Origin of the sequence: Nonomuraea sp. NPDC049269 (assembly GCF_043197155.1) — a bacterium.
Classification (GTDB): domain Bacteria; phylum Actinomycetota; class Actinomycetes; order Streptosporangiales; family Streptosporangiaceae; genus Nonomuraea.
In genome coordinates, this window is the sequence record NZ_JBICSO010000006.1 from 321,867 (window position 1) to 346,186 (window position 24,320).

Here is a 24,320-nt window from a genome sequence, read left to right on the forward strand (position 1 = left end):
TCAGCGTGCCGCGTCGGGCATGCGGACCGTTATGTACGGATGTGGTCGCTCCAGCCACTCGCTTGCCGCGAAGCTCAGCCGGTTGTGGGAGTTGACGTTCCACCAGGCGCTGTAGACCCGGGCAGCGAGCTGGTTCACGCACAGCCCTTTTACTCGGCGGGAACGGATTCGCAGGTTGTGTGATCCTTTGTGAGATGCGTAAGGCTACATGTGTGCTCGCTGCCCTGGTCCTTGCCGGCGCGTGCGTGCTGGCTGCCGATACGGCCCTGGGCAGGGTTGGGCGGACGGCTGATGACGCTGTCGAGTCGGCGTCGCGCTGGACGGTGAGATACACCGCCCAAGGCGGTCTACGGGTGGTCCCGACGGCGGGCGGCGGGGCGTTGCTGTTCACCACGGAGGGGCGACGGCCTGGCTGGTCGATGTTGCGCTGGGATGGGAGCTCCTGGAAAAGCGCCGAGCTGCCCACACAGTTCGACAAGGTTTCGCGGCTCGAGGTCGGCGGCTCCCCCTCCGGCGAGACGATCTGGGCGGTCGGTCCGGCCTGGGCGGACGGTGGCAGCCCGATCGTGCTGCACTGGGACCGTACCCAATGGAAGCAGGTGAGCCTGAACGTGGTGCGGACCGGCTTGACCGCGGTGCGCACCGACCCGGCGAGCGGCCTGTGGATCGCCGCCAACCCCAGCTCCGGCGCGCCCTATGTGCTCAACCTTCGCGACGGCAGCTGGACCAGATCGACCTTGCCGGGGGCCGGCCCGGCGGACCGCATCATCGACATCGCCCCCGCGCCGGGCACGACACGGCTCTGGGTCCGAACCGAACACCAGCGTGACGACAAGATCACTTCGCTGGTGTACGAGCTCCGGTAAGCCTGACCCGGCTGGTCATCCCGGGGAACCCGCGTGCAGGGCTTCCCGCGTCCACTGGTCTCGTGGCTGCGTGTGCAGCTGCCAGTAGTGCTCGGCGATGTCGTCCGGGTCGAAGTCGGTACCTGGGGCGACAGGACCGGCCACAGTGACGCTCGCCACGTGCACCCCGGCAGGGCCGTACTCCTGGTCGAGCAGCGTGACCAGGGTGCGGACGCCTGCCTTGCCCAGGGAGAGGCTCACGTACTGCGGCTTGGGCTCGGGCATGCCGCCCGTGATGAGGATCGTGCCATGGCCGCGGGCCGCCATGGCGGGCGCGACGTGGGCCGCGGCGTTGAGCGCGCCGACCACGTTCACCGCCCAGGCCTCCATGTGACCGCGTACCGACAGCTCGCCCGGCGCGTCCGCCTGGATGATCGCGGCGTTGTACACCACGACGTCCGGTACGCCGTGCTCGCGGACAGCCGCGTCGAGCGCGGCGTTCAGCCCGGCCTGGTCTGTACTGTCGGCCTCCAACGTGACAACCGGGACGCCGCTGGGAGCAACCGCCTCGGCCGCGGCACGCAACGTCTGGTCGCTCCGGGCGATCAGCGCTATGGGCAGCCCCTCCCTGGCGAACCTCCGAGCCACCGCCTGCCCGATCCCCGGACCTGCACCAATGATCACAGCACCCGGCATTGACGTACTCCTTACTTCTGGATCAGCGATACTCGCGACGGTAAGGCATCACATCCATGTGAAGGTCAAGGGAAGGAACCGGATGCGGATCGGCGACCTGGCTCACGAGACCGGGGTGAACAGGCGACTGCTGCGCTACTACGAGGAGCAGGGTCTCCTCAAGCCGGTCCGCCTGGACAACGGCTACCGCGAGTACACCAAGGCGGACATCGCGGCAGTGCGTCATATCCGCGCCCTGCTCGCCGCCGGGCTTTCCACCACTGTCATCGCCCGGGTCCTGCACTGCGTGCACGGAGATGACGGACTGATGGTGCCTTCCGGCTGTCCGACCTTCATCGACGACTTACGGCGCGAACGCGCTCACATCGCCAAGATGATCGCTCAGCTCCAGAGTTCGCAGGGGATCCTGGACTCGATCCTCGACGCGGCGCTACACACGAACTAGCAGGCAGCCAAGGTGTTGCGCCACACCTCGTCCAGGGCCAGCTGGATCGCGCCGGTGAGCACGGTGTTCTCGGCCAGCTCCGACAGTTCCACGCCTGGCGGGGTGAGGGTCAGGTCTTCGAGGTGCCGTGCGATCGCGTCCAGCAGGACCGCGCCGGCTCGGGCGATGCCACCACCGATCACGATCGCGTGCGGCGACAGTACGAGGACGACGGGCGCGATCGCCTCGGCGAAGATGGCGGCGACCTGGTCCACGACCTCGGCGGCGATCGGATCATCCCCGGCGGCCGCGAAGACGGCGGCCGCGTCCGTCGCACCGGCGAGCCTGGACCCCGGATGCGCCGCGGCCCTGCGGCGGGCGAGCTCGACGATCGCCTCAGCGCCGATCGCACGCTCCAACGGCCCGCGGCCGTCCCCGGCCGCGTCGGGAAGGCCACCGGCCGCACGGATGAAGCCGATCTCCCCGGCCTGTCCCGCGCCCCGATGCAGTCGCCCGTCGATGACGACACCGGCTCCGAGCCGCTCGCCCCACTGAACCGCGAGCAGGGTGCCCGAGCCGGTGCGCTGATGGGCCGCCGCCAGGGCGGCCAGGTTCGCATCGTTCTCCACCGTGACCGGACACCTGAAATGGGCCCGCAGGTGGCCGACAAGGTCGATCTCCGACCAGCCCGGCATGCTCGGGGCGAACAGCACCCGGCCGGTGGTCGCCTCAACGATGCCCGGGGTCCCCGCGGTGACGGCCGAGATCTGCTCAGCGGTCAGGCCGGCCGTCGCCAGCGCCTCACCCGCTGTCTCGTCGACGGCGTCGAGCAGGTGCTGGGCGTCGCGACGACGGACCGCCCGGCGGATCACCGCGAGGTGCGCACCGGCGAGGTCGGCGATCCCCGCCGTCACGGTGTGCGGCCCGACGTCCAGGGCGAGCACTGGTGCGGCCCGGCCGTTCAGTGAGAACCGCGTCGCCGGTCTGCCCACCGTGGCCGGCTGGGGTGCGTGCTGCCGCAGCCAGTCGGCGGCCAGCAGATCCTCTACAGCTTGGGTGACCGTCGGGCGGGTGAGCTCGGTCAGCCGGGCGAGTTCGGCCAACCGCACCGGCTCGGGCGCGCACTGCCGGACGGCGTCGAGCACCGCGGCCCGGTTCATCCTGCGCAGCACCGGCGTGCCCGCCGGCCGTTCCTCATTCATCGGCGCTCCCTCATGCCGTCCGAGATCTTGACCTCCTGGCACCTGTGGCTGAGTATATTTCGCAGCGAGCTTACGAAAAGTCGCTGCATAAATGGTCTGCTCGCCCCCTCCGGAGGTGGCCACCCGATGACCCGTTCCCGCGACCCGCGCGCCGCCCAATTATCGCGACGACGGCGACCGCGCCTGATGGTGCTCGCCGTCCTGCTCACGACGCTCGCCGCGCCGTTCGTCTCCCAGCCCACGGCGGTGGCCGACGTACCCGCACAGCCGGCGCCCGCCCGGCCCGACAGCCCGGCGGCGCAGGCTCTGGAACGGCTGATCGGGACATCCCGCGCCAAGCAGGTCACCCTGCGCACGATCGACAAGGGCACGGGCCGGGACCGGTTCCAGGTACAGGCCGACAACGGTCGCCTTGTCGTCGCCGGTACGACACCCGCGGCCCAGCTGACCGGCTTCGGCTACTACCTGCGCCAGGTGGCACACGCCGACATCTCGATCAACGGCTCCCAGGTCGACCTGCCCCAGCGCCTTCCACTACCCGCGGCCCCCATCGCCAAGACCTCCTCAGTGGATCATCGCTTCGCCCTCAACGACACCAACCAGGGCTACGCGGGCGCGTACCTGAGCTGGCAAGAGTGGCAGCGGCGGATCGACGTCCTGGCGCTGCGCGGCATCAACGAGGTGCTCGTCTACGAGGGCCAGGAGGCGGTCTACCAGCGCACTCTCAAGGAGTTCGGCTACTCCGACCAGGAGACGCGCCAGTGGATCCCGCAGCCGGGCCACCAGTCCTGGTGGCTGCTGCAGAACATGTGCTGCACTGACAGCCCGATCTCCCAGCGACTCATCGATCAACGGATCGAACTCGGCCGCAGGATGGCCGACCGCCTACGGTCATTGGGCATGGTCCCCGTGCTGCCCGGCTATTTCGGCACCGTGCCGACCGACTTCAAGGTCCGCAACCCGGAAGCCAACACGGTCCCGCAGGGCACCTGGAACCAGCTCGAACGCCCACACTGGCTCGACCCGACAAACCCCATCTTCGACCGCGTCGCGGCCACGTTCTATCGGGTGCAGACCGAACTGTTCGGTGCCAGCACGATGTACAAGATGGACCTGCTGCACGAGGGTGGCACAGCAGGAAAGGTCAATGTCGCGCAGGCCTCCCAAGCGGTGCAGCGGGCGTTGAACACCGCCCATCCCGATGCGCTGTGGACGATCCTGGGCTGGCAGAGCAACCCGCTGCCGGCGACGCTCCAGGCCATCGACCGCACCAAGATGTTCATCGTCGACGGCATCAGCGAGGAATCCGGCATCACCGACCGGGACAAGGACTTCTTGGGCACCGGATACGCGTTCGGCACCATCTGGAACTTCGGCGGACATTTCAACCTCGGCGCCCGGTTGACGCTGTGGAACGAAAAGTTCCACGCATGGCGCGGCAAGCCCGGCACGGCGATGAACGGCATCGCGCTGATGCCCGAGGCCATCGACAACAACCCGGCCGCGGTCGCGTTCTTCGCCGACCTGCCGTGGCAGGACGGCCCGGTCGACATGCGGCAGTGGTTCAGCGACTACGCCACCGCCCGATACGGCGGCGAGGATCCGCACGCCAAGGCGGCCTGGCAGATCCTCCTCGACACCGTCTACAGCTGGCCCGCCGGCGCCGACTCCCGGCACGTCACCGGCCTGTACGACGACGAGCCCGGCCTGGCGAACACCGGCTACCCCCTGCAGTACGACATCGCCACCTTCGACAAAGCGCTCGACGAGCTGCTCCAGATCGACCGGCGCCTACGCGGTTCCGGCGCCTACCGCTACGACCTTGTCGACGTCGCCCGGCAGGTGCTGGCCAACCACAGCCGGCTGCAGCTGCCCAAGATCCGCGCCGCCTACCGCGCCAAGAATCTCGAACGCTTCGAGCGCCTCACCGGCCAGTGGACGGACCAGATGCGGCTGATGGATCGGCTGCTCGGCACCGATGAGAACTTCCTGCTCGGGGCGTGGCAGAAGGAGGCCCGCCGCCAGGCCGCCACACCGGCCGAAGCGGCGACCCTGGACTACAACCTCAAGTCGCTGGTCACGCTCTGGGCCACCGGCGCCCGGCTGCAGGACTACGCCCGCAGGGAGATGAACGGCCTCGTCGGGCAGTACTACGTCAAGCGGTGGCAGCTCTTCTTCGACAGCCTGAAGACCGCGCTGCGCTCGGGCAAGGAGTACCCCGAGCCGATCGACTGGCTGTCCGTCGCCCAGGACTGGGCCAGAGCCGGCACCCAGCTGACCGCCGAGCCACGCGGCAACTCCTACCTCGAAGCGAGCCGGGTGGCCGCGCTGCCGGACGGCGCGGTGACCGTCGGGGTCGACCGCAAGGGCGTCAAGCCGGGTGAGACAGTGCAGATCACCGCCGTGTTCACCAACGACAACGCCCTGCGGCCCACCGGCAAGGCCACGCTCCAGCTCGATGCCCCACGCGGATACCAGGTGCGGGCGACCTCCCCGACCCGCGCCGACCACATCGCCCCGCGCGAGAAGCTCACCGCGACGTGGACGGTGACCGTTCCCGCCGGCAGCGCCCCAGGCAGTACGCCGGCACTGGACATCACCGCCTCCTGGCGATCCGACGACGTCGCCCGGCAGGACCGGGCCTCGACCCGCCTGCTGATCGCCGGAGCCGTGCCCGCGTCGTACCAGACGATGAGCAACACGCAGGCCGAATTCGCCCCCATCGACGGCGGGATCGCGATCGCGGCGAGTGGTGCGGACCTGTGGCGGGAGACCAACGAACTGGCCACCGCCTACCGCAAGGGCGCCCTGGCCGACGGGCAGCAGCTCGCGAGCACGGTGCTGCGGCAGGACGGCTCGTCGGACTACACCCGGGCCGGGCTGGTGGTGAGCAACGACCTGGCCACCCCCGGTTCCACCGGCTACGCGAACATCGCCATCACGCCCGGTCACGGCTGCCTGTTCAGCTGGGATTCCGACGGCAACGGGCAGCTCGACTCGTACACGGAAGTGGGCGGGTTCAGTCCACCCGTGCGGGTGCGCATCGGCAGGTCCGGTGACCGGCTCACCGGCTCATGCAGCAGCGACGGCAAGAACTGGTCGCTGATCGGGTCGGCCGGCGTCCCGGGCACCGGCGCCACGCTCGACGTCGGCCTGTTCGTCAGCGCGGCCAACCGCAACACCGGCCAGCAGGCGATCGCCATGCTGACCGATCCCGTATCGACCCCGTCGACCGCCCGCGACGGCGCGCAGGACACGCTGCAAAGCCTCCGCAAACCGGTCACCGCACTGAGCTGGGAGCAGAGCCGCGGCCCGGAACACGCGAACGACGGCAACCGCGCCAACTCGCCGTACTTCGCCAGCCAGCTGACCTGGGACACCACCTGGTGGCAGGTCGACCTGGGTACGGTCAACGACATCTCCCGCGTCAATGTCCGCAACTATGTCGGGGGCGGGCGCTACTACGAGTACCGGCTGGAGGGAAGCCTCGACGGCACCACCTGGTACACCCTCGGCGGCCGCCGCGGCACCCGGGCCACGACCGACGCCGGAGACACCATGACCACTGAGGCGAAGGCCCGGTACGTCCGGGTGGTCGGCACCCACAACAGCGCCAACCTGTCGTTCCATCTCACGGAGGTCAGCGTGTACGGCACTCCACAGCAATGACCCCGCATCCGGCGAAAACCCCGTTTGTCGAGATTCCGTGCACTTAGCGGTTACGGCACCGCGGTGCTGTCATGATCTCGGAGGCACCTCACCGATGGGATCCGCGATGCCTCCTCGCTCACTCGTGCTGCTGGCCGCCTCGCTCTGTGCGGGCGGCCTCGCGGCTCTGGTGTATTTCCACGACTCCGACCTGGTGCTGTTGAGGGAACATCTGAACCATCCGTTCGCGCTCGGTGTGGTGGCCTGCGTCCTGGTGGCGTTGGCCGCCGTCGGGCTGCGGTGGATGTGGCTACGTGTCGTGATCGTCGTCGTTGCCGGGCTGGGCGCGAGTGTCGCGCTGTTCGGGGGGTTGCTCACCGTTGCGTTCTCCTCTACCGAGGAAATCGGCTTCGTCGACGGACCGGCCCCGTACAGTATCCGGCTCCAGCAGTCGATGGCGGGTCTCGGGCCGGACATGGTGACGTGGCTCAGTGTCCACAGGGACGGCGGGTTGCTCAGCAGGGAGTGGGATCTCGGCTGCTTCAACGACGACGTCCCCGACGACACCTTCGACTCGGTCAAGTGGACGGGGCCGAGTTCGGTGGAGATCCGGGTGGCCGACGGCCGAACGTTCCCCGTGGCCTTGGACCCCGCCTCGGGCCGACCCCGGACCACCGCCACCCTTAATTGTTAGAAGCGACGGAGAGAGGCGAAGAAGGAGACGGTCAGCCGGTCGGCGAGCGGCAGCATCTCCACGAAGCTGCTCGGCCAGCCGTGGGTGAGGATCAGCGGCAGAGGCGCGGGCGCACCAGCTCGCGCAGGTAAGCGGGATCGGCCCCGGCGGCCCAGTAGACGCTGTCGGACGGCGTGGGATGGTCGAGTGACGGACACTCCTGAGCCGCGGTCAGACGAACGCGACGGCCAGGAGTGCCCGGACGCTACCACCACCGGGCAAAGCGCCGAATTGGGTCAATCGTTGCGGGGTCTGCTGAATTCTTCGATCAGTACGGGATACTGCTCCCCACCGTGTCCGGCGGCGATCGAGCGGTCGGCCATCGCCTTGATCAACTTCGGCAGTTCGGCGTTGACTCCCACCGCCTCGCTCGCCTCGATCAGGTGTGCCATCGCCCGCGCGTCGGTCTCCAGCGCCGACACCTCGGCCGGGAAGGAGCCGCTGTCGATCTGCTCGGCGTACCCAGGCAGCCATTCGGCCACCCCGGCAGCGATCTGCCGCGCGAACGGCGCATACGTCGCGGCGTCCACACCGGCCGTCCGGAGCAGGGCGGTGCCCTGGAGCCAGGCGTTCAGGACGCTCCACATCATGGCGAGGCCGGCCACGTCGTACAGCGACGCCAGCCCATGGTCAGCACCCAGGTAGGTGACGGTGCCGAGCGCGTCGAGCGTTGACTTGTGCGCCTCGAAGTCCGGCTGCGGCCCGCTGTGCAGAATCACCGCTTCGGCGGTCCCGATCCCCGACGGGATGGCCATGATGGCGCCGTCCAGGTAACGGGCGCCGCGCTGCTCGGCCCATCGGGCGGCTTCCCGGGCCTGGGCCGAGTCGCCCGAGGTCAGGTTGATCAACGTCTTGCCGTCCAACTCGCCGTCGCTCGCGCCGAGCAGCTCGCGCATGGCCTGGTAATCGGTGACGCAGATGATCGTCAGGGGACTTGCCTTGAGCGCGTCGCCAACCGTTGGCGCCGGCCGTGCGCCCTCGGCCACCAGCTCGTCGGCCTTGGAGATCGTACGATTCCACACGGTTGTGGGATGTCCGGCTTTCAGGAACGCGCCGGCGAGCGCCCGGCCCATCAGTCCGAGTCCGATGACTGTCACAGGTGTGTCGGTTTTGCGGTTCATGGCAGCATCGTCAACGTTGATACCGGTATGAAGGTCAAGTGAGGTTCCGATGCTGATCGGGGAACTGAGTCGTCGGACGGGCGTGAACGCCCACCAGTTGCGCTACTACGAAGCCCAGGGCCTGCTGGAGGCAGAGCGCGGCACGAACGGTTACCGCGAGTACGACGAAAACGCCGTGCTGCGGGTGAAGCAGATCCGGCACCTGCTTGGTGCGGGTCTGTCCTCTGAGGACATCGCGTACCTGCTGCCCTGTGCGGTCGGAGAGGCCCCGGAACTGCTCGGATGTCCCGAGTTGCTGGCCGCGATGCGGTCACGGCTGCGGCGACTGGACGATCAGATGGACCGGCTCGCCCGATCCCGCGACGCTCTCGCCGACTACATCGACGCGGCCGATCGAGTGGCCGCCGAGAGCTATCCGCCCTTTGACGCTACTGATGACACTACTGACGCCGCATGCTCAAGCTTCGTAGGCGCTCGTCAGGCGTGACCGCGACGCCTCGAGGTGGGCGGTCATGGCACTCGCCGCCGCCTCGGGATCCTTGCGGCAGATGGCGTCGAGCACCGCGCGGTGCTCATCGGCGGCGTGCGTGGCGATCCCGTGGCGGAAGTAGAGGCGATAACCATGGGTGTGCGCGCGGAACCTGCGCAGCGTGTCGGCGATGAGCGGGCTGCGGCTGGCCTCGGCGATCGCGTTGTGAAACAGGGCGTCCAGCTCCGCGAAGCCGCGGTACGCCTCGTAGGTGTCGCCCAGCAGCGGTGACATCATCTGCTCCAGCGACTCCCGCATGGCGCTCACCTCGGCGGCCGTGGCATACCGTGCGGCACGCGCGGCGGCGGACGGTTCGAGGAGCAAGCGGACGTCGTACAGGTCATCAAGGGCGGCCCGGTCGAGCAGGGGGGCCACCAGATAGCCGGTGTTCGGCCGGCGGACGACGAGCCCCTCCGACTCGCAGCGCGCGAGCGCTTCGCGGACCGGCGTCTGCGACACGTCGAGTTCGCGGGAGAGCCCGTCGATCGACAGCTTCGCCCCGGGCTCCAGGTCGTGATCCATGAGCCGGGCCTTCAGCGCCTGGAAGACCGATTCGCGGACGCTGATCTTGACCGGCTCGCCGGAACCCGAGCCGCCGGACGTGCCTGCCTCGCTCATCGTCCCTCCATCTGAGGCCACCACGAACACATTGTGGTTGACACATGCCCAAAACTCCCTGCATTCTCATGCAAATCGTATCGTATCCGATCTGGGCAAGCCCGCCCGACGCAGAAGGATGAGCTCGTGACCTTTCCCGGCTGGTTCGGTGACGCGGGTTTCGGCCTGTTCGTGCACTGGGACCATGCGAGTCAGCAAGGCGTGGAGATCGGCTGGCCCCTGGTCGGCCATTCGATCCTTCCGGGCCGGACAGAACCCGAAGCCGACATGTCGAGCACGCAGTACCAGTCGAGCGCGGCCACGTTCGACCCGCGCCGCTGGGATCCGCGAGGCGTCGCGCGGCTCGCCCGCGACGCGGGTGCCCGCTATGTGGTCTTCACCGTCCGCCATCACGCCGGGTACTCGATGTACCACACGAGGCAGTCCGAGTTCTCCGTCGCGGCATCGCCGTACGGGCGGGACATCACCCGCGAGTTCTTCGACGCGCTGCGCGCCGAGGGCCTGCGCGTCGGCGTCTACTACTCGCTGCTCGACTGGAACCATCCCGACTACCCGGCGTTCACGGACGCCGATCGTCCCTACTCGCAGGACCATCACCGGCGGCCCTCCCCGGAACAGTGGGCGCGATACCTCGACTACGTCAAGGGACAGCTCACCGAACTGCTCACCGAGTACGGGACCATCGACCTGCTGTGGTTCGACGGGGAGTGGGAACGCACCGCCGAGGAATGGCACGCCGCCGAGCTCCGTGAGCTGATCAAGTCCCTGCAGCCGGACGTGATCATCAATGACCGGCTGCCGGGCCAGGGCGACTACGCGACCCCCGAGCAGGGCATGCCGCGCCGGCCACCGGGCGGACCGTGGGAGCTGTGTCTCACGATGAGTGAGAGCTGGGCCTACCGCCCCGACGACCTCGACTACAAGAGCCCGCGGCTGCTCGCCTCCTACCTGAGCGAGGTCGTCTCCCGAGGCGGCAACCTCCTGCTCAACATCGGGCCGCGGGGTGACGGGTCGCTGGTGCCGACCGAGGTCGCCACGCTCAAGCAGCTCGGCGGCTGGCTGGCCGGCCACGGCGAGAGCATCGTCGGGGCCACGCCCGCGCCGGAACGCCTCGACTTCTACGGCCCGGCCACGCAGCGCGGCAACACCATCTACCTGCACCTGCTGCTGCGGCCACAGGACGTGCTCGTCGTCAGGAACGTTCCCATCGGCTCGGTCGTCGGCGTTCGCCTGCTCGGCACCGAGCAACCGCTGCCGTACAGCGTCAACGAGGAAGTGCACAAGGCGAACGGCGCGGACGACGAGCCACTCGGCGAACTGTTCATCACCGTGCCACCACCGACCGGCGCCCTCATCGACGTGATCGCCATAGAGCTGTCAGCCCCCTGGAAGGACGTCCCCCATGCGACTCTCTAGAACTCTCGGAGCGGCCAGGCCGGCCCTCGCCGGCGTCCTGCTCGCGGCCGCCGTCGTCGCGTGCGGCACCGGTACCGGACCAGGCGGCGGCGACGGCAAGACGCTCCGGATCCAGATCCCCACCGGACCGCTGGCCAGCGCCATGCAGCAGGTCGGCAAGGACTTCGAGAAGGCCAATCCCGGCACGGTGGTCACCTTCGAAGGCGTTGACTCCGGCAGCTCCCGCGGCCCCAATGTGGCACTGCTCAGCTCGACCGGCACCCCGGACATCGGCTACCTCCAGCGCAGCACGGGTGTCTGGTCGGCACTGCTGAAGAACAAGCAGCTGACCCCGCTGGACGATGTCTGGAAGGCCGCCGGCCTGGCGGACAAGTACTCCAAGAGCCAGGTCGACTACTACACGACCAACGGGCAGCACTACGGCGTCCTCTACGAGCAACTGCTGATCAACCCCGTCTACTACAACAAGGCGGCCTTCGCGAAGGCCGGCATCCCCGACCCGGCCGACCACCAGGTCGCCTCCGTCGCCGACTTCGAGTCGATGGTGGGCAAGGTCAAGGCCGCCGGTTACCAAGGATTCGGCGTGGGCGGTTCGAGCCCGTACGACCTGGGGCACACGCTGGACGCGCTGCTGCCCACCGCGGTGTCGGCCGACGACTACGCCGCCCTGCTCACCAACTTCAAGCCCGGATCCCCCACGAACGTCAAGTACACCGACCCCGGCTTCGTGAAGGTGCTCCAGACGATCCAGGACTGGCAGAAGAAGGGCATCTACCAGAACGGGATGCTCGGCATGGACACCGACCAGGCCCAGGGGCTGTTCACCAGCGGAAAACTCGCGATGCTGCAGGGCGGCAACTACTCCTACGCGAGCCTGAAGGAGGCCAAGCCGTCGTTCGAGATGGGTTGGTTCCTGCTGCCGCCGCTCACCCCGGGCCGGAAGACGCCGTTCGACGCCTTCAACGGTGACACCCTGGTGGTCCCGGTCAAGGCGGCGAACCCGGAGCTGGCCAAGAAGTTCCTTCAGTTCTTCATGACCGACAAGTACCAGGTCAGCGTCGTGGCCGCCACCGGGTCGCTGCCGGTGTTCAGCTCGATCCCCGCATCGAGCCTGTCGAACCTCGGCGACCTGGTGCAGCAGCAGTTCGAGCTGTCGCAGTCCGTCGGATTGGTCAACATCTGGGACTCCACCGTGCCGTCCACCCTCGGGCAGGCGTTCTCGGTACCGGTGCTGCAGAAGCTCGTGGCCGGCAAGCTGACCCCGCAGCAGGCGGCGCAGCAGTTCCAGTCCGCGCTGGAGGACCTGCAGTCCGGCAAGGTGTCGGGGGCGTCGGACTGATGACCGCCGACAAAGCCGTAGTGGCGCGGCCGCCCCGCCAGAGGGCACGGGTCTTCCCGATCGCGGTGATGCTCCCGGCCTTGGTGCTGCTGCTCGTGCTCGTCGCCTACCCGATCGCCGGATCCGTGCGCATCAGCCTCGGTACCTGGGACGGCATCGGCGCGGTCGCCTACCACGGCCTGGACAACTACCGGCGGCTGCTGCACGATGCGCTGGTCTGGGAGTCCATCGGGACCAGCCTGCAGTTCTTCATCGGGACTGTGGTGTTCACGGTGACCTTCGGCGTTCTCCTGGCCAACGCGATCAGCCGGAAGGTCCCGGGTGCCCGGATCTTCAAGGTCGTCTGGTTCCTGCCGGTGATCATCCCGGTCAGCATCGCCGGCATCTTCTGGTCGAACGCGTTCCAGCCGACGACCGGCGTGGTGAACTCACTGCTCGGCCTGATCGGGCTCGGGGACGATCACGCCTGGCTGGCGTCGTCCTCGACGGCACTGTACGCCGCCATCTTCGTAGCGGTGTGGACACAGACGGGGTACGCGATGCTCATCCTTCTCGGCGCCATGGAGGCCATCCCCCAGGAGGTGCACGAGGCGGCCACGCTCGACGGCGTCGGCGCGGCCGGCCGGCTGTTCCGGATCACCTTGCCGAACATCGTGCCGATGCTGGGCACGATCACAACGTTGACCTCGGTGTTCTCGTTCAACGCCTTCGGCATCATCTACGCGATGACCCGAGGCGGCCCGGGCAACTCCACGAGCATCCTCCCGGTGCTGGTCTACAAACAGTCCTTCGTCGACCAGGACTACGGCTACGGCTCGGCCACCGCGGTCATCACGACGCTGATCGTCGCCGTCATCGGGATCATGGTCATGCGGATCTTCCGCCAGCAGACCCTGGACGCGCGATGAGGGCGCGGGGCGGAACGCGCCCGGCCGTACGACGACGATCGGTCTGGCGACACGGCCCGCTCTGGTACGTCGGCTACACACTCCTGCTGGTCTGGACGGCGATCACGGTCGTGCCGTTCGTGTCGATGCTGCTGCTGTCGCTGCACTCGACCAGCGACATCTACGCCCACCCGTTGGGGCTGGGCGGCCAGTGGGTGCTGTCGAACTACGCCGACGCCTGGCGGGGCGTGGTCGGTGGCGCGCCGCTATCGACATACATCATCAACAGCCTGCTGGTGGCGCTCTGCAGCCTGGCCATCGGCGTGACCTGCGGCAGCCTCGCCGGTTACGGCCTGGCCCGCGCGACCAGGGGGCTGTCGAACGCGGTCAGCCGCGTCATGGTCCTCGCCCTGAGCGTCCCGCTGGTCGTCGCGCTGATCCCGACGTTCGAGCTGCTGGGCAGGTATCAGATGCTCAACAGCGTGGCGGGCGTCTCGCTGGTCTACGCGGCGTTCATGACGCCCACCATCGCCCTCATCATGCGGTCGGTGTTCGCCGCCGTACCGAGGGAACTGCTCGAAGCAGCCAAGATCGACGGTTATGGGGAGTTGGCCGCGCTGCTCCGCGTGGTCCTGCCGATCAGCAAGGGTGGTTTCGTCTCGGTCACGTTGCTCGGGCTCATCTTCGTGTGGAGCGAGGTCCAGTTCGGCGTCGTCCTGCTGACCCGCCCGCAGAACCGCACGCTGTCGGTCGGCCTGCTCTCCTTCCAGGGCCAGTTCGTCAGCGACCAGGGAGCCTTCTTCGCCGGCCTCGTCATCGCGACGTTCCCGATCGTCATCCTCTTCCTGATCTTCCAGCGGTATGTCACGAGCGGCATCACTCTGGGTGCGCTCAAGTAAACCCGACTAACATCCGTCTCCATTTCCCCAGCGGTTAGTCACCCGGAACGGGGATGGAACGGAGCGGAACGCCTCAAAGGCAGGACTGCGTCGCGGGGGATGCGCCGCAATTCGCCGGGGGTTTTCATGTCTGAGTTTCGCGTCATGTTGATTTCGGGGAGCCTTCGCCAGGGGTCATTCAATTCGGCCATGATCCGCGCCGCGGGGACGCTCATCGAACGCCGGGGCCTTCACGTGTCGACCCTTGGGCTGCGGGAGTTCCCGCCGTATGACAGCGATGTGGAGATCGCCGGAATTCCGGCGGCGGTGCGTGCCGCCAAAAAGGCAGTGGCCGCGGTGGATGCGGTCGTGGTCAGCACGCCGGAATACAACGGCGGTCCGTCGGGGGTGCTCAAGAACGCGCTCGATTGGCTGTCCCGGCCGTACCGCCACAGCGTACTCACGGACAAGGCCGTCGGCATCGCGAGTGTGGCGCCCGGGGATCATGGCGGGCGGCTGGCTCTGACGCGGCTGCGCGAGACGCTGGTGCATTGTGGCGCGCACGTGCTGAACCCCGACCTCGCGCTGGCTTTCGACGCCGACGACCATCTCGACGACGCGGGCGAGATCACCCATCCAGCTGTCGTCGCAGAGGTCGATGGGTGGATCTCGGCCCTGTTCGGACCCGTCACCGCTGACAGCGGGACCAGGACCTGTTCGCCACCGCTCCTGGCGAACCAGACCCCCGTACCAAGAGCTGGGAGGAGGTGAGGGCTCATGTTCCGCAAGCCGGTTCGCAGGTTCGCCCGTCCGATCAACTAACTCTCCGGTTCCGCGCCGGCCCGGTCGTGGCTGGGCCGGCGCGGAACTCCCCTCAGCGAACGACATCGTGGATCGGATCCGCGTGGAAGCGAGATCTGCTCAGAAGCGAAAGGAAGCCCGTCAAATGGAGATCACCAATCGACTCGTGCGGGTGCTGTACGTCGATGGTGTCGGTTTAGTGGTGAGCGATCTCGTCGGCAGGGTCCACCTCTTCGACGATGACCTCAACATCGTCCGTTCGTCACCCGTTGTGGGTGACTCGACCCAGACCAGCGGTCGTCCGCTCCTGACGCTGGCGGTCGCCGACCGCTGGATCATCGGGAAGGACAAGCTGGGCAACATCAGCCGGTGGGACCTCGACACTCTCGACGTCCTCGACGTCCTGCCCGCCGCGGCCTACCGCGATCCCGACCCCCTGCTTGAGGATGAGCAGCCGTCGCAGACCGCCAGCCGCGGCATCGCCGTGTTCGACGGCAAGGTGTACGTCAACAACGGCTTCCGGCAGTTGGCGATCATCGACCTGGAGACGTTCAAGGTCGAGCGGGTCGTCGAATCGTTCAGCGGGGACGACCCGCTCGACTGGATCTGCGCCGAGCACCCGACCGTACACGCCGCGTCGGACAAGACGGGCCGGGTCTACATCGGCTCGCTGGCGACCCTCGAATTCCCCACCGCACTGCAGCTGGACAGCAGCAACGTGCACCGGATCCGGTACGACGTCCGGCACGATCGCTTCTGGGCGATCCAGGACCGCGGTACGGGCGCCAGCGACGGCATCGCCAACGGCGTGATGCTGCTCGGACTGGACGGAGCGGAGCTGCAGAGCATCGCGTTCGCCCGCAATGACGTCGAGATGCTGACGTTCTCGCCGGACTACGACCGGGCGTACGCCGGCGGGTTCGACGGTGAGTTGCAGATCTTCGACAACACCGAGTCGAAGGCTCGGATCATCGCGACCGTGTCAGGCTTCACCCACCAGCTCGTCGACGCGACCGTCGGCGTTGACGGGTCGGTTTATCTGCTGTCCCAGGACGGCGAGCTGGTCAAGGTCGACCGGGACGGCGCCTTCCTGGCCAGGGCGGACTTCCGGCGCCAGTGCGTCTGGGACATCCAGCACTCGCTGGAGCGGAGCGAACGGCTCTACGTCGCGACCGACGACGGGGTGACGGTCGTCGACTTCACCGAGACCGCGGGCGACCTCACTCTCGACGTCGTCGCGCATCACGTCGCCGGGTTCGGCTTCACCCGCCGGGTCGTCGCGCTTCCGCACGGCTTCGCCGCGGTCACCTGGGACCGGAAGGTGTACGTGGCCGACGCGGACGGACGGCAGCGCTGGGTGCGCGACCTCCCGGCGTTCGGGCACGCCCTCGCCGTCTCCCCCGATCACCGCCGGGTACTGGTGGCGAGCAACGCGGGCGGGCTGGAGTTCGATCTCGCCTCCGGCGAGCTGGTGGACCGGATCGAGGTCGAGGGCACACTCGGCTGGGCGTGCACCTACCTCGCCGGCGGCGAGCGGGTCCTGGCCAGCCGGGACGGACGGATCCGGGTGCACGCGGCGGACTCGCACGAGATCCGGTGGGGCCTCGACATGGGCAGCGACTACTACCCGAAGCGCATGTGGGCGACGGACACGGCCCTGTACGTGAGCGGCGGCTGGGGAGTCAAGGAGATCCCGTTCGAGTCGCGGAAGATCGCGCGGCAGTGGTACGAGCTGCTGGACAACACCGTCGAGAACGGCCTGCTCGTCGACAACCTCATGGTCGCCGTCTGCTACGGCATGCAGATGGCCGCCTACGACTACCTCACCGGGGAGATCGTCGGGCTCGTCGAAGATCTCGCCGACTTCCCCAAGGGACTGGCGAGCCTGCGGACCGCGGACGGCCGGCCTTTGGTGATCGTCGGCGGGCGCGGCGGCTACCTCGGGCTGTACCGGCTCGACATGGGCCCGAGCAAGGGCACCTTCGCCAAGGTCAAGGACGTGTACCTGCCCCGGTCCGGGGTCGGCGACATCGTGCTGCGACCACTGGACATCGAACGGGCTGACGCGCTGTGAGCCCGCCGGGCACCCGCCAGGCCGGTCAGGATGGCGCGTCCGTCCAGGAGCCGTCACCCTGGCGGTCCCGGCGGTTCGTCTTGTTCGCCACCGGCAACACCGTCAACAACGTCGGCGAGGGCGTCTACACCGCGGCGCTGCCGCTGCTGGCGTTCGACCTGACCGGCTCAGTGGTGTTGATGTCGCTGCTGGCCGCGTTGGTCCCGATCGGCTTGCTGCTCGGGCCGTTGTTCGGCGTCGTGGTCGACCGGTGGGGTCCGCGGGTGCTGGTCGTGCCGGGTCTTGTGGTGCAGATCATGGCCGCATCGGCACTCAACGTGTTCGCGCTCGCCGACGGCGCGCCGATCGTCCTGCTGTTCGTCCTGGGCGGCATCATCCAGCTCGCCGGTGCCGCGTACCGGGCCGGCTGGATGGCCGGCGTGCCGACCATGTTCCCGGAGTGCCCGGTCCGGTCGCGGGGAACGCTGAAGAGCCTGTTCCTCGCCACTCTGGTGATCGGTCCGCTGCTGGTCGGGCTCCTGCTGCCGGTGGTCGGCTACCTGGGGCTGCTGTGGTTCAACGTCGTGACCTGCGTGGTGCCCATCCTCGTGTGGGCGATGCGGATCAAGCCTCCGCGATTGGTACGGCAGGCGCCGGCCGGGGTGCGGGCGCTCGGCGCGGATCTGGTGGACGGCTGGCGGATCTTCCGCGCCGACCGCGCGGTCATGATCGCCACGGTGATCAAGTTCCCGCTGGTGTTCATCGGGTCGTCCGGCACGATGACGCTGGCGCTGTTCATCCTCCAGGACCGCTGGAAGATCCCGGCCGACAAGGTCGGACTTATCATGACCGGCTGTGCGGTCGGCGGTCTGGCCGGCTCGCTCGCCCTGTCGCAGCGGCGCGAGTTCCGGCTCTACCCGAGCCTGATCGCCGGCGCGGCCGGGCTCACCGTCGCGCTGTTCGCGATGGCGGTGCCGGTCCTGGCCGCCCTCATCGCGGCCATGGTGCTGCTGACCGCGGTGAACGGGATGCTCGCCGCCTCGCTGGAGATGATGATCGTCAAGCATGTGCCTCAGGCGGGCATCGGCCGGGTCAGCGGGATCCTCCGGCTCTTGGGGGGCATTCCGGCGTTCGTCGCACCCTTGCTCGTCCCCGTCGGCGTCGCCGCGATCGGCGCTCAGCCGACGTTCGCGCTGCTGGGTGCGATCGGCCTGGCGGCGGCCGTGTGGCTGCACCGCACCCGCCTCATGTGGCGTGAGACAGCCCCTGACGCGGGCGAACGGGTGACCGTGCGGAGCAGCGTCCTGGTCCCGCTGGCGGCGACGGAGAACGTGGCGCTCGACACCACCATGGTCACCTTCAGCGGGCTGGTCGACGGGTTGGAGCACCTCGCGGTCCTCTTCGGCGACCCGGCCGCCCAGGACTCGCCACTCGTACGACTGCACTCCGAATGCCTGACCGGGGACGTGTTCGGCTCAGCCAGGTGCGACTGCGGTCCGCAGCTGCGCCATTCGATCGACCTCATGCGCTCGGCCGGCGGCATCATCCTCTACCTGCGTCAGGAAGGCCGCGGCATCGGGCTGTACAACAAGATCGACGCCTACCGGCTCCAGGAACTCGGCTACGACACGTTCGAGGCCAACCGGAAGCTCGGCTTCCCTGCTGACCTGCGCAACTTCGGCGTCGCGGCGCAGATGCTGACGGCCATCGGCGTGAGCGAGATCCGCCTGCTCTCCAACAGCCCGGACAAAGCCGCGCAGCTGGCCGCCAACGGCATCACGGTTCGCAACGTCACACCGACCACCGCATTCGTGACCGAGGCGAATCGCGAGTACCTCCGCACCAAGATCCGGTACGCCGGACATCTGATCGATCTCGACGAGAACCTCAGGAGAAACGCGTGATCACGCACACAGCGCCTATCAGTGGAATCGCGGCCTTCCAGGACCAGATGATCGCCACCGCGGGCTACGACAACCAGATCGTGCTGTGGGAGCTGCCGCAGCGCACGCCGATCAGCCGCGCGTTCCATGACCATCTGGTCAATCAGTGCTCGTTCAGCCCGGACGGCACCCGCCTGGTCACGTCGTCCAGCGACTACAGCGCCCGGCTCTGGTCCATACCCGACCTTCGGCTGACCGCGGTGCTCGGCGATCACGACGACGACGTGGAGATGGCGGTCTTCCATCCGACCAGGCAACTGGTCGCGACCGCGTCCCGGGACAGCCTTGTGCGGGTGTTCGACTTCGACGGCCGCCTGCGGCACCGGTTCGCCGGCCACACCGCTGACGTGATCTCCGTCGAATGGGCCCGCGACGGCGACGGGTTGGTGACGTCCAGCGACGACGGCACGGTCAAGCGGTGGTCCATGGCGCACGAGGGACTGGTGGACGACATCGATCTCGGTGGGGTGGAGACCGACACGATCGTGGTCGGTGAGGACGAGATCATTTTCGCTGGCAACGACTCCGGCGAGATCCTGATGGTCGGCAACGGCACGCGGACCGTGACCAGCGCGCACAAGGCGGGCGTGAAACGACTGGTGCTCAACACCGAGCTCGGGCTGCTGGCCAGCCTGAGTTACGACCGCACGATGGCGCTGTGGCGCATCGGTGACACCGGCGAGCTGACCCGCCTGAGCACCGCCGACCTCCCGACTGACGTGTGGCCGCGGTCCGCCGCGTTCACCGGCTCGTCGCGCCTGGTGTTCGGCACCTTCGGCGCGTCGTACCGTACCTACGACTACCAGGAGCACCGGTGGCTCGACGAGGTCGTGCCGACCACCCGCGGCGTCAACGCGGCGTGCGCCCACGGGGACGCGGTGCTCTCGGTCGGCGATGCCGGCATCGTCTGGCGGACGCTCGGCGGGGTCCACGACGAGCAGTCCCGGCCCGGCAGCCTGTGCAACTTCCTCACGCCGGCCACCAGCGTCGTCATCACCGGCGGGCAGCTCGGCACGGTCTTCGACGCGCTCAGCGGGCGCCGGCTCCACCAGCATCACTCGCCGCTGAACACCGCCACGATCCTCCACCGCGACGGCGCGGAGCACGTGCTGGTCGGCGCCTACACGGGCGAGGGCATCCTGCTGCGCACCGGCACCGAGGGCTGGGCCGAGCAGGTCAGCACGTTTCCGATGCACGCCAACGCGATCAAGGGAGTGGCCGCGTCCGACGACGTGATCTTCTCAGTGTGTGCCGACGGCAGCGCCGCCTGGCATTCGGTCGCCACTCTCGAACTGATCCACCATCAGCCCAAAGCGCACAGCAAGATCGCCAACGGCTGTGTCCATCTGGGACGATCCAGGTTCGCCAGTATCAGCAGAGATCTCATCCTGCGGATCTGGGACGCCGACCGCACCGTCACCGTGGTGAAGACCCCGCATCGCCACTCGATCAAGTGCGTGTCCGCCGACGGGACCGGACGGTTCGTCGCGACCGGCAGCTACGACGGTTCGATCGCGGTGTACGACCTGCTGACGGGCACGTGGCCCGTGACCGTCCGTCCGACCGCGTCGGGGATATCCTCCATGGCCTTCGACGTCAAGCGGGATGTCTTCCTCGCCGGCTCCTATGACGGCGCCGTCTATGAGGTGCCCGCACCGTGACGGCGGATCTGGTGCGCAATCCCAACCACATGTCCGATCGCGAGGCCATGGGCCTACCGGGCGGGTTCGTCGACGGGCTGCCCGCCGACCTGTTCACGGCCAATGCCGCTCTGGTCGGCGCGGCACCGGCGACGCTCGTCGAGCTCGCGCACGACCACGAGGTTCCGTTGCCGCGGCGGGTCGCCGCGGCGACGATCCTCGGGCTGGTCGGTGATCCCAGAATCAGCACGTTCGAGCCGCTCATGATCGACATCCCGGACGGCCGGGTGCGCCTCGGATTGCGACCAGATCGGGTCAGCGCCGTTGTGGACACATGGCGCGCGGTCGGAGTCCGTGCCGAGTGGATCGAGAAGGAGTGCCCGGACCATGAGACGTACGTCGCCGCGTTCCGGCTGGCCCGCTTTCCCGTCACCAACCAGGAATACCGTGAATTCCTGGTGGACACCGGAGCCCGCTGGCTGCCGACGTCCTGGCGCTTCGGGACCTATCCACACCACCACGCCAACCATCCGGTGTGGACGGTGCCACCGGCGGCCGCTGACGCGTACGCGACCTGGCTCGCGCATCGGACCGGCCGCGCGTTCCGCCTGCCCACCGAGGCCGAATGGGAGTACGCCGCCGCCGGCCAGGACGGGCGGGAGTTCCCGTGGGGCGACGACTTCGACCCGACCCGGCTCAACACGATCGAAGGCGGCATTCTCGACACCACCCCGGTCGGCGTCTTCCCCCACGGCAGATCACCGTTCGGCGTGGACGACATGGGGGGCAATGTCGAGGAGTACGTGTCAGACCTGTACCGCCCGTACCCCGGCGGCAACGTGGTCCTGGATGACCTGACGACAGCGGCCCCTCAATACCGCATCGCCCGCGGCGGAAGCTTCACGAGATACGGAGACCTGGCCAGGACCCGGCGCCGCCACGGCTGGTTCGAAAGACCGATCTACGCGATGGGCTTCCGATTGGCGTGTTGACCCAGGTGATACAGGATCAGGCGCATGACGATCAACACGTTCTTCGAGGCGGGATCGACAGTGGTGCGCCGCCACGTGTGGCAGGGCAAGGTCTGGTCAGCGGCGCCCTACCGCGTTCTCCACGACACGGAAGACTGCCTGGAGGTGGTCAACTGGCCCGGGCTGCGCAGCCTGATGTCGACCACATGGATCACTTCCTATGTCAACGGCCGAACCCACCGCGACAGGACCATCCGCGAACTGGCCTCGGGCCAGTGGGAACTGGGCTGGTGGGACTGGCGGGACACCACAGTGCGCAGTTGGTACGGCATCGACGCCTACTTCACCGTGCGGCAATACTTTGATGCCCAGCAACAGCCCCTGGCCTGGTACGTCGACTTCGACCTGCCGAAACAGCGCACCCACCTGGGTATCGACACGTTCGACCTGTTGCTGGACCTCGTCGCCGAACCCAACCTTTCCCACTACCAGTGGAAAGACGAGGACGAATATCAGCAAGGCAGGCGTCTTGGCTTGATCGATGACCAGGTGCACCAGCACGTGACCGCGGCCAGAGAGGCAGTCATCGGGCTCATCGAGACGCGCCAGGGACCGTTCGCGCACGACTGGTCACCGCCACCGCACGAGTCTTGGCCGATGCCGGTGTTGCCCGAGGACGTGGAGAACTGTGTCAGAGAGTAGGTGGGACGATCCGGAAAGCGAGTGCCGCGAGGACCGCCAGAGTGGCCGCCAACCCCAGGGCACCGGGAAGTGACCAGGTGGCGATCGGCCCCGCGGCGGCCGCCCCCAGGGCGAAGCCGGTGATCTTCAGGCTGGCGCCGGTGGTGAAGATCTGGCCGCGCAGGTTTTCCGGTGCCTCCCGATGGCGCACCGCGAACAAGGCGGTGAGCTGAGGTCCCTGGCCGATTCCGGCGATGAGCATGGCGACGACGAGTACGGCCGGTTGACCCATCGCGGCCAGCGCCAACGCGGCAGCCTGGACCAGGGCACCGACCCAGATGATCGTGTCGGGGGTGGCGGAACGGGGCAACCGGGCGAGCACCGCATTGGCCACCAAGGCGGAGATCGCCGCACACGAAAGCAGCAACGCGCCGCGGCCGGCACCACCGAGGACACGTTCGCCGAGGAGCGGGATACAGGCCGTCAGCATTCCTTGGGCAACGCAGGAGATGACCGAGGTAAGTGTCGCGCGGGCCAGACCCGCGTTTCTGACGATGACCCGCACTCCGGCGGCGAGGTCGCCGACCATCGAGTTCGGTTGCGAGTCTCGCGCTGAACCGGAACGTGCGGGCAGCGTCCACGCGGCGGCCACTGCCAGGCCGATGAGCACCACGGAGACCGTCACAGCCATCGGCGCCCCCAGTAGCTCGGCGACGCCGCCGGCCAGAGCCGGTCCGGCCAGGCTCGCGATGCTGAACGTCATCGCATCGAGTGCGTTCGCCCGGGGCAGCTCGGCGCGCGACACCACCCGAGGCAATTGAGCCGTCCACCCACCCGACAGCGCAGGTCCCAGCAGCCCGGTGAACACCGCGATCAAGACGTTGACAGCGATCGGAAGGTGGCCGAGCCCCACCAGGATCATCCCCAGACCCGCCGCGTAGAGCACGAGCGCGCCGGCCAGCAGCCGACCCGGTCGCGCCGCTCTGTCGAGAAGCGCACCCAGCACAGGCCCACCGGCTGCCGCAGCGACCGTGATACCCGCGAGCAGCGATGAGGCTTCCGTGGTCGATCCGGCAAGAGCGAATCCCGCCAGCATCAGCGCCGGTCCCGACATTTCATCCCCGGCACGAGCTGCCACAGCGCCGGCGAGATAGGGCCTCAGTCTTTTCACCCGGGAGACGTTACGGAAGTAACGCAAAACACTGCAATATGCGTTACATTTCGTGGATGCCCTCCACCGCCGACGACTGGTCCACCCGGCACTCCGTGCTGACCACGGCGCGACGCACCGCCGCCCTCATCAACGCCGTCGCCGACGACCACGCCGACCCCGGCGCCGTCGCCGAGGTACTCCGCGCGTACGGCGAGATGGACCCCATCGACCTGACCCCCCGGGACGTCGCCGCGATGCGCTCGGCCGCCGCTCAGCTGCGGGAGGTCTTCGCCGCCGACAGCGCCACCGAAGCCGCCACCACCCTCAACCACCTCCTGCGGGAGCACACCGGACCGCTCCGCCTCACCTCGCACGGCGGCAGCACCCCCTGGCACCCACACCTCGATCATGAGGACGACGCCCCCTGGGAAGAATGGCTCCTGGCCTCGTCCTGCATGGCGCTGACGGTCCTCCTCTGGGACCACCAACGCCCGCCCGGCAGAATCTGCGCATCACCCGACTGCCAGAACGTCTTCATCTCCCACGGCAGCGGCCCAGAACGCCATTACTGCTCACGCCGCTGCGCGACCCGCGAACGGGTCAAAGCGCATCGACGCTCCCGCTCAGCCGAGCAACATCAAGAAGCGCGCCCAGGATCCGATACGACGTGACTCCGCCGTATCTGTCCGCCGCGTTTACACTGGGCTTCCTCTGCGCCGCGTCATGATCCCGCACGGGGGCT

23 protein-coding genes are annotated in these 24,320 nt (G+C 68.2%); 16 read left to right on the plus strand and 7 right to left on the minus strand.

Annotation, left to right across the window (positions count from 1 at the left end; translation table 11 throughout):
* Positions 1-138, minus strand: a complete 138-nt coding sequence (locus ACGFNP_RS33380; protein WP_358328060.1) for a hypothetical protein — start codon at positions 136-138, stop codon at positions 1-3.
* A gap of 56 nt (positions 139-194) precedes the next feature.
* On the opposite strand from ACGFNP_RS33380, the gene ACGFNP_RS33385 reads away from it, so the two are divergent.
* Entirely contained in the window at positions 195-866 is a 672-nt protein-coding gene (locus tag ACGFNP_RS33385; RefSeq protein ID WP_393325448.1) for a hypothetical protein, read from the plus strand.
* A gap of 15 nt (positions 867-881) precedes the next feature.
* Here the strand turns inward: ACGFNP_RS33385 and ACGFNP_RS33390 are convergent, their stop codons facing one another.
* Positions 882-1,541: an SDR family NAD(P)-dependent oxidoreductase gene (locus ACGFNP_RS33390; protein WP_393325450.1), complete on the minus strand. Its 660-nt coding sequence runs from the start codon at positions 1,539-1,541 to the stop codon at positions 882-884.
* 82 nt (positions 1,542-1,623) lie between these two features.
* Here ACGFNP_RS33390 and ACGFNP_RS33395 point away from each other — a divergent pair, with 82 nt between their 5' ends.
* Entirely contained in the window at positions 1,624-1,986 is a 363-nt protein-coding gene (locus ACGFNP_RS33395; protein ID WP_358328052.1) for a MerR family transcriptional regulator, read from the plus strand.
* Here the strand turns inward: ACGFNP_RS33395 and ACGFNP_RS33400 are convergent.
* Entirely contained in the window at positions 1,983-3,167 is a 1,185-nt protein-coding gene (locus tag ACGFNP_RS33400; RefSeq protein WP_393325452.1) for an ROK family protein, read from the minus strand. The two genes, ACGFNP_RS33395 and ACGFNP_RS33400, sit on opposite strands and share 4 nt — an antisense overlap.
* Before the next feature lie 126 nt (positions 3,168-3,293).
* On the opposite strand from ACGFNP_RS33400, the gene ACGFNP_RS33405 reads away from it, so the two are divergent.
* Together ACGFNP_RS33405 and ACGFNP_RS33410 are read left to right on the plus strand one after the other, a co-directional pair.
* Positions 3,294-6,836 (plus strand): alpha-N-acetylglucosaminidase TIM-barrel domain-containing protein, encoded by a 3,543-nt coding sequence (locus ACGFNP_RS33405; RefSeq protein ID WP_393325454.1) that lies wholly within the window; start codon positions 3,294-3,296, stop codon positions 6,834-6,836.
* 106 nt (positions 6,837-6,942) lie between these two features.
* Positions 6,943-7,509 (plus strand): hypothetical protein, encoded by a 567-nt coding sequence (locus tag ACGFNP_RS33410; protein ID WP_393325456.1) that lies wholly within the window; start codon positions 6,943-6,945, stop codon positions 7,507-7,509.
* On the opposite strand, the gene ACGFNP_RS33415 is transcribed toward ACGFNP_RS33410, so the two are convergent.
* Positions 7,506-7,763, minus strand: coding sequence for an epoxide hydrolase N-terminal domain-containing protein (locus tag ACGFNP_RS33415; protein WP_393325458.1), 258 nt, complete (start codon positions 7,761-7,763; stop codon positions 7,506-7,508). The genes ACGFNP_RS33410 and ACGFNP_RS33415 overlap by 4 nt on opposite strands.
* 21 nt (positions 7,764-7,784) lie before the next feature.
* On the minus strand, positions 7,785-8,669 hold the full coding sequence (locus ACGFNP_RS33420; RefSeq protein WP_358328039.1) for an NAD(P)-binding domain-containing protein: 885 nt from the start codon (positions 8,667-8,669) through the stop codon (positions 7,785-7,787).
* A gap of 49 nt (positions 8,670-8,718) precedes the next feature.
* Between ACGFNP_RS33420 and ACGFNP_RS33425 the strand changes: the two genes are divergently transcribed.
* Positions 8,719-9,156, plus strand: coding sequence for a MerR family transcriptional regulator (locus ACGFNP_RS33425; RefSeq protein WP_358328037.1), 438 nt, complete (start codon positions 8,719-8,721; stop codon positions 9,154-9,156).
* Here the strand turns inward: ACGFNP_RS33425 and ACGFNP_RS33430 are convergent.
* The gene (locus ACGFNP_RS33430) at positions 9,127-9,816 is read right to left on the minus strand and encodes a GntR family transcriptional regulator (RefSeq protein WP_358328035.1); all 690 of its coding nucleotides are present in this window, start codon (positions 9,814-9,816) and stop codon (positions 9,127-9,129) included. The genes ACGFNP_RS33425 and ACGFNP_RS33430 overlap by 30 nt on opposite strands.
* A gap of 126 nt (positions 9,817-9,942) precedes the next feature.
* Here ACGFNP_RS33430 and ACGFNP_RS33435 point away from each other — a divergent pair, with 126 nt between their 5' ends.
* From ACGFNP_RS33435 to ACGFNP_RS33480, 10 genes are all read left to right on the plus strand, one after another.
* Positions 9,943-11,232: an alpha-L-fucosidase gene (locus ACGFNP_RS33435; RefSeq protein ID WP_393325461.1), complete on the plus strand. Its 1,290-nt coding sequence runs from the start codon at positions 9,943-9,945 to the stop codon at positions 11,230-11,232.
* Positions 11,219-12,571, plus strand: a complete 1,353-nt coding sequence (locus tag ACGFNP_RS33440; RefSeq protein ID WP_393325463.1) for an ABC transporter substrate-binding protein — start codon at positions 11,219-11,221, stop codon at positions 12,569-12,571. Before ACGFNP_RS33435 ends, ACGFNP_RS33440 begins: the two co-directional genes overlap by 14 nt.
* The gene (locus tag ACGFNP_RS33445; protein ID WP_358328030.1) at positions 12,571-13,479 is read left to right on the plus strand and encodes a sugar ABC transporter permease; all 909 of its coding nucleotides are present in this window, start codon (positions 12,571-12,573) and stop codon (positions 13,477-13,479) included. Before ACGFNP_RS33440 ends, ACGFNP_RS33445 begins: the two co-directional genes overlap by 1 nt.
* Positions 13,476-14,357: a carbohydrate ABC transporter permease gene (locus ACGFNP_RS33450; protein WP_358328029.1), complete on the plus strand. Its 882-nt coding sequence runs from the start codon at positions 13,476-13,478 to the stop codon at positions 14,355-14,357. Before ACGFNP_RS33445 ends, ACGFNP_RS33450 begins: the two co-directional genes overlap by 4 nt.
* A gap of 144 nt (positions 14,358-14,501) precedes the next feature.
* Positions 14,502-15,107, plus strand: a complete 606-nt coding sequence (locus ACGFNP_RS33455) for an NADPH-dependent FMN reductase (protein WP_393326249.1) — start codon at positions 14,502-14,504, stop codon at positions 15,105-15,107.
* Positions 15,108-15,282: 175 nt separating this feature from the next.
* Positions 15,283-17,211, plus strand: coding sequence for a WD40 repeat domain-containing protein (locus tag ACGFNP_RS33460; RefSeq protein ID WP_393325466.1), 1,929 nt, complete (start codon positions 15,283-15,285; stop codon positions 17,209-17,211).
* Complete coding sequence (ribA, locus tag ACGFNP_RS33465; protein ID WP_393325468.1) at positions 17,208-19,094, plus strand: GTP cyclohydrolase II RibA; 1,887 nt, start codon at positions 17,208-17,210, stop codon at positions 19,092-19,094. The genes ACGFNP_RS33460 and ribA overlap by 4 nt, the downstream gene beginning before the upstream one ends.
* Positions 19,091-20,794: a WD40 repeat domain-containing protein gene (locus tag ACGFNP_RS33470; RefSeq protein WP_358328023.1), complete on the plus strand. Its 1,704-nt coding sequence runs from the start codon at positions 19,091-19,093 to the stop codon at positions 20,792-20,794. The genes ribA and ACGFNP_RS33470 overlap by 4 nt, the downstream gene beginning before the upstream one ends.
* Entirely contained in the window at positions 20,791-21,765 is a 975-nt protein-coding gene (locus ACGFNP_RS33475; RefSeq protein WP_393325471.1) for a formylglycine-generating enzyme family protein, read from the plus strand. The genes ACGFNP_RS33470 and ACGFNP_RS33475 overlap by 4 nt, the downstream gene beginning before the upstream one ends.
* Before the next feature lie 24 nt (positions 21,766-21,789).
* Complete coding sequence (locus ACGFNP_RS33480) at positions 21,790-22,446, plus strand: DUF402 domain-containing protein (RefSeq protein WP_393325473.1); 657 nt, start codon at positions 21,790-21,792, stop codon at positions 22,444-22,446.
* Here the strand turns inward: ACGFNP_RS33480 and ACGFNP_RS33485 are convergent.
* Positions 22,436-23,596 carry an MFS transporter gene (locus ACGFNP_RS33485; RefSeq protein ID WP_393325475.1) on the minus strand — a complete coding sequence of 387 codons (1,161 nt, stop codon included), beginning with the start codon at positions 23,594-23,596 and terminating at the stop codon, positions 22,436-22,438. The two genes, ACGFNP_RS33480 and ACGFNP_RS33485, sit on opposite strands and share 11 nt — an antisense overlap.
* A gap of 56 nt (positions 23,597-23,652) precedes the next feature.
* Between ACGFNP_RS33485 and ACGFNP_RS33490 the strand changes: the two genes are divergently transcribed.
* Positions 23,653-24,249 carry a CGNR zinc finger domain-containing protein gene (locus ACGFNP_RS33490; RefSeq protein ID WP_393325477.1) on the plus strand — a complete coding sequence of 199 codons (597 nt, stop codon included), beginning with the start codon at positions 23,653-23,655 and terminating at the stop codon, positions 24,247-24,249.
* Positions 24,250-24,320 lie beyond the last annotated feature (71 nt).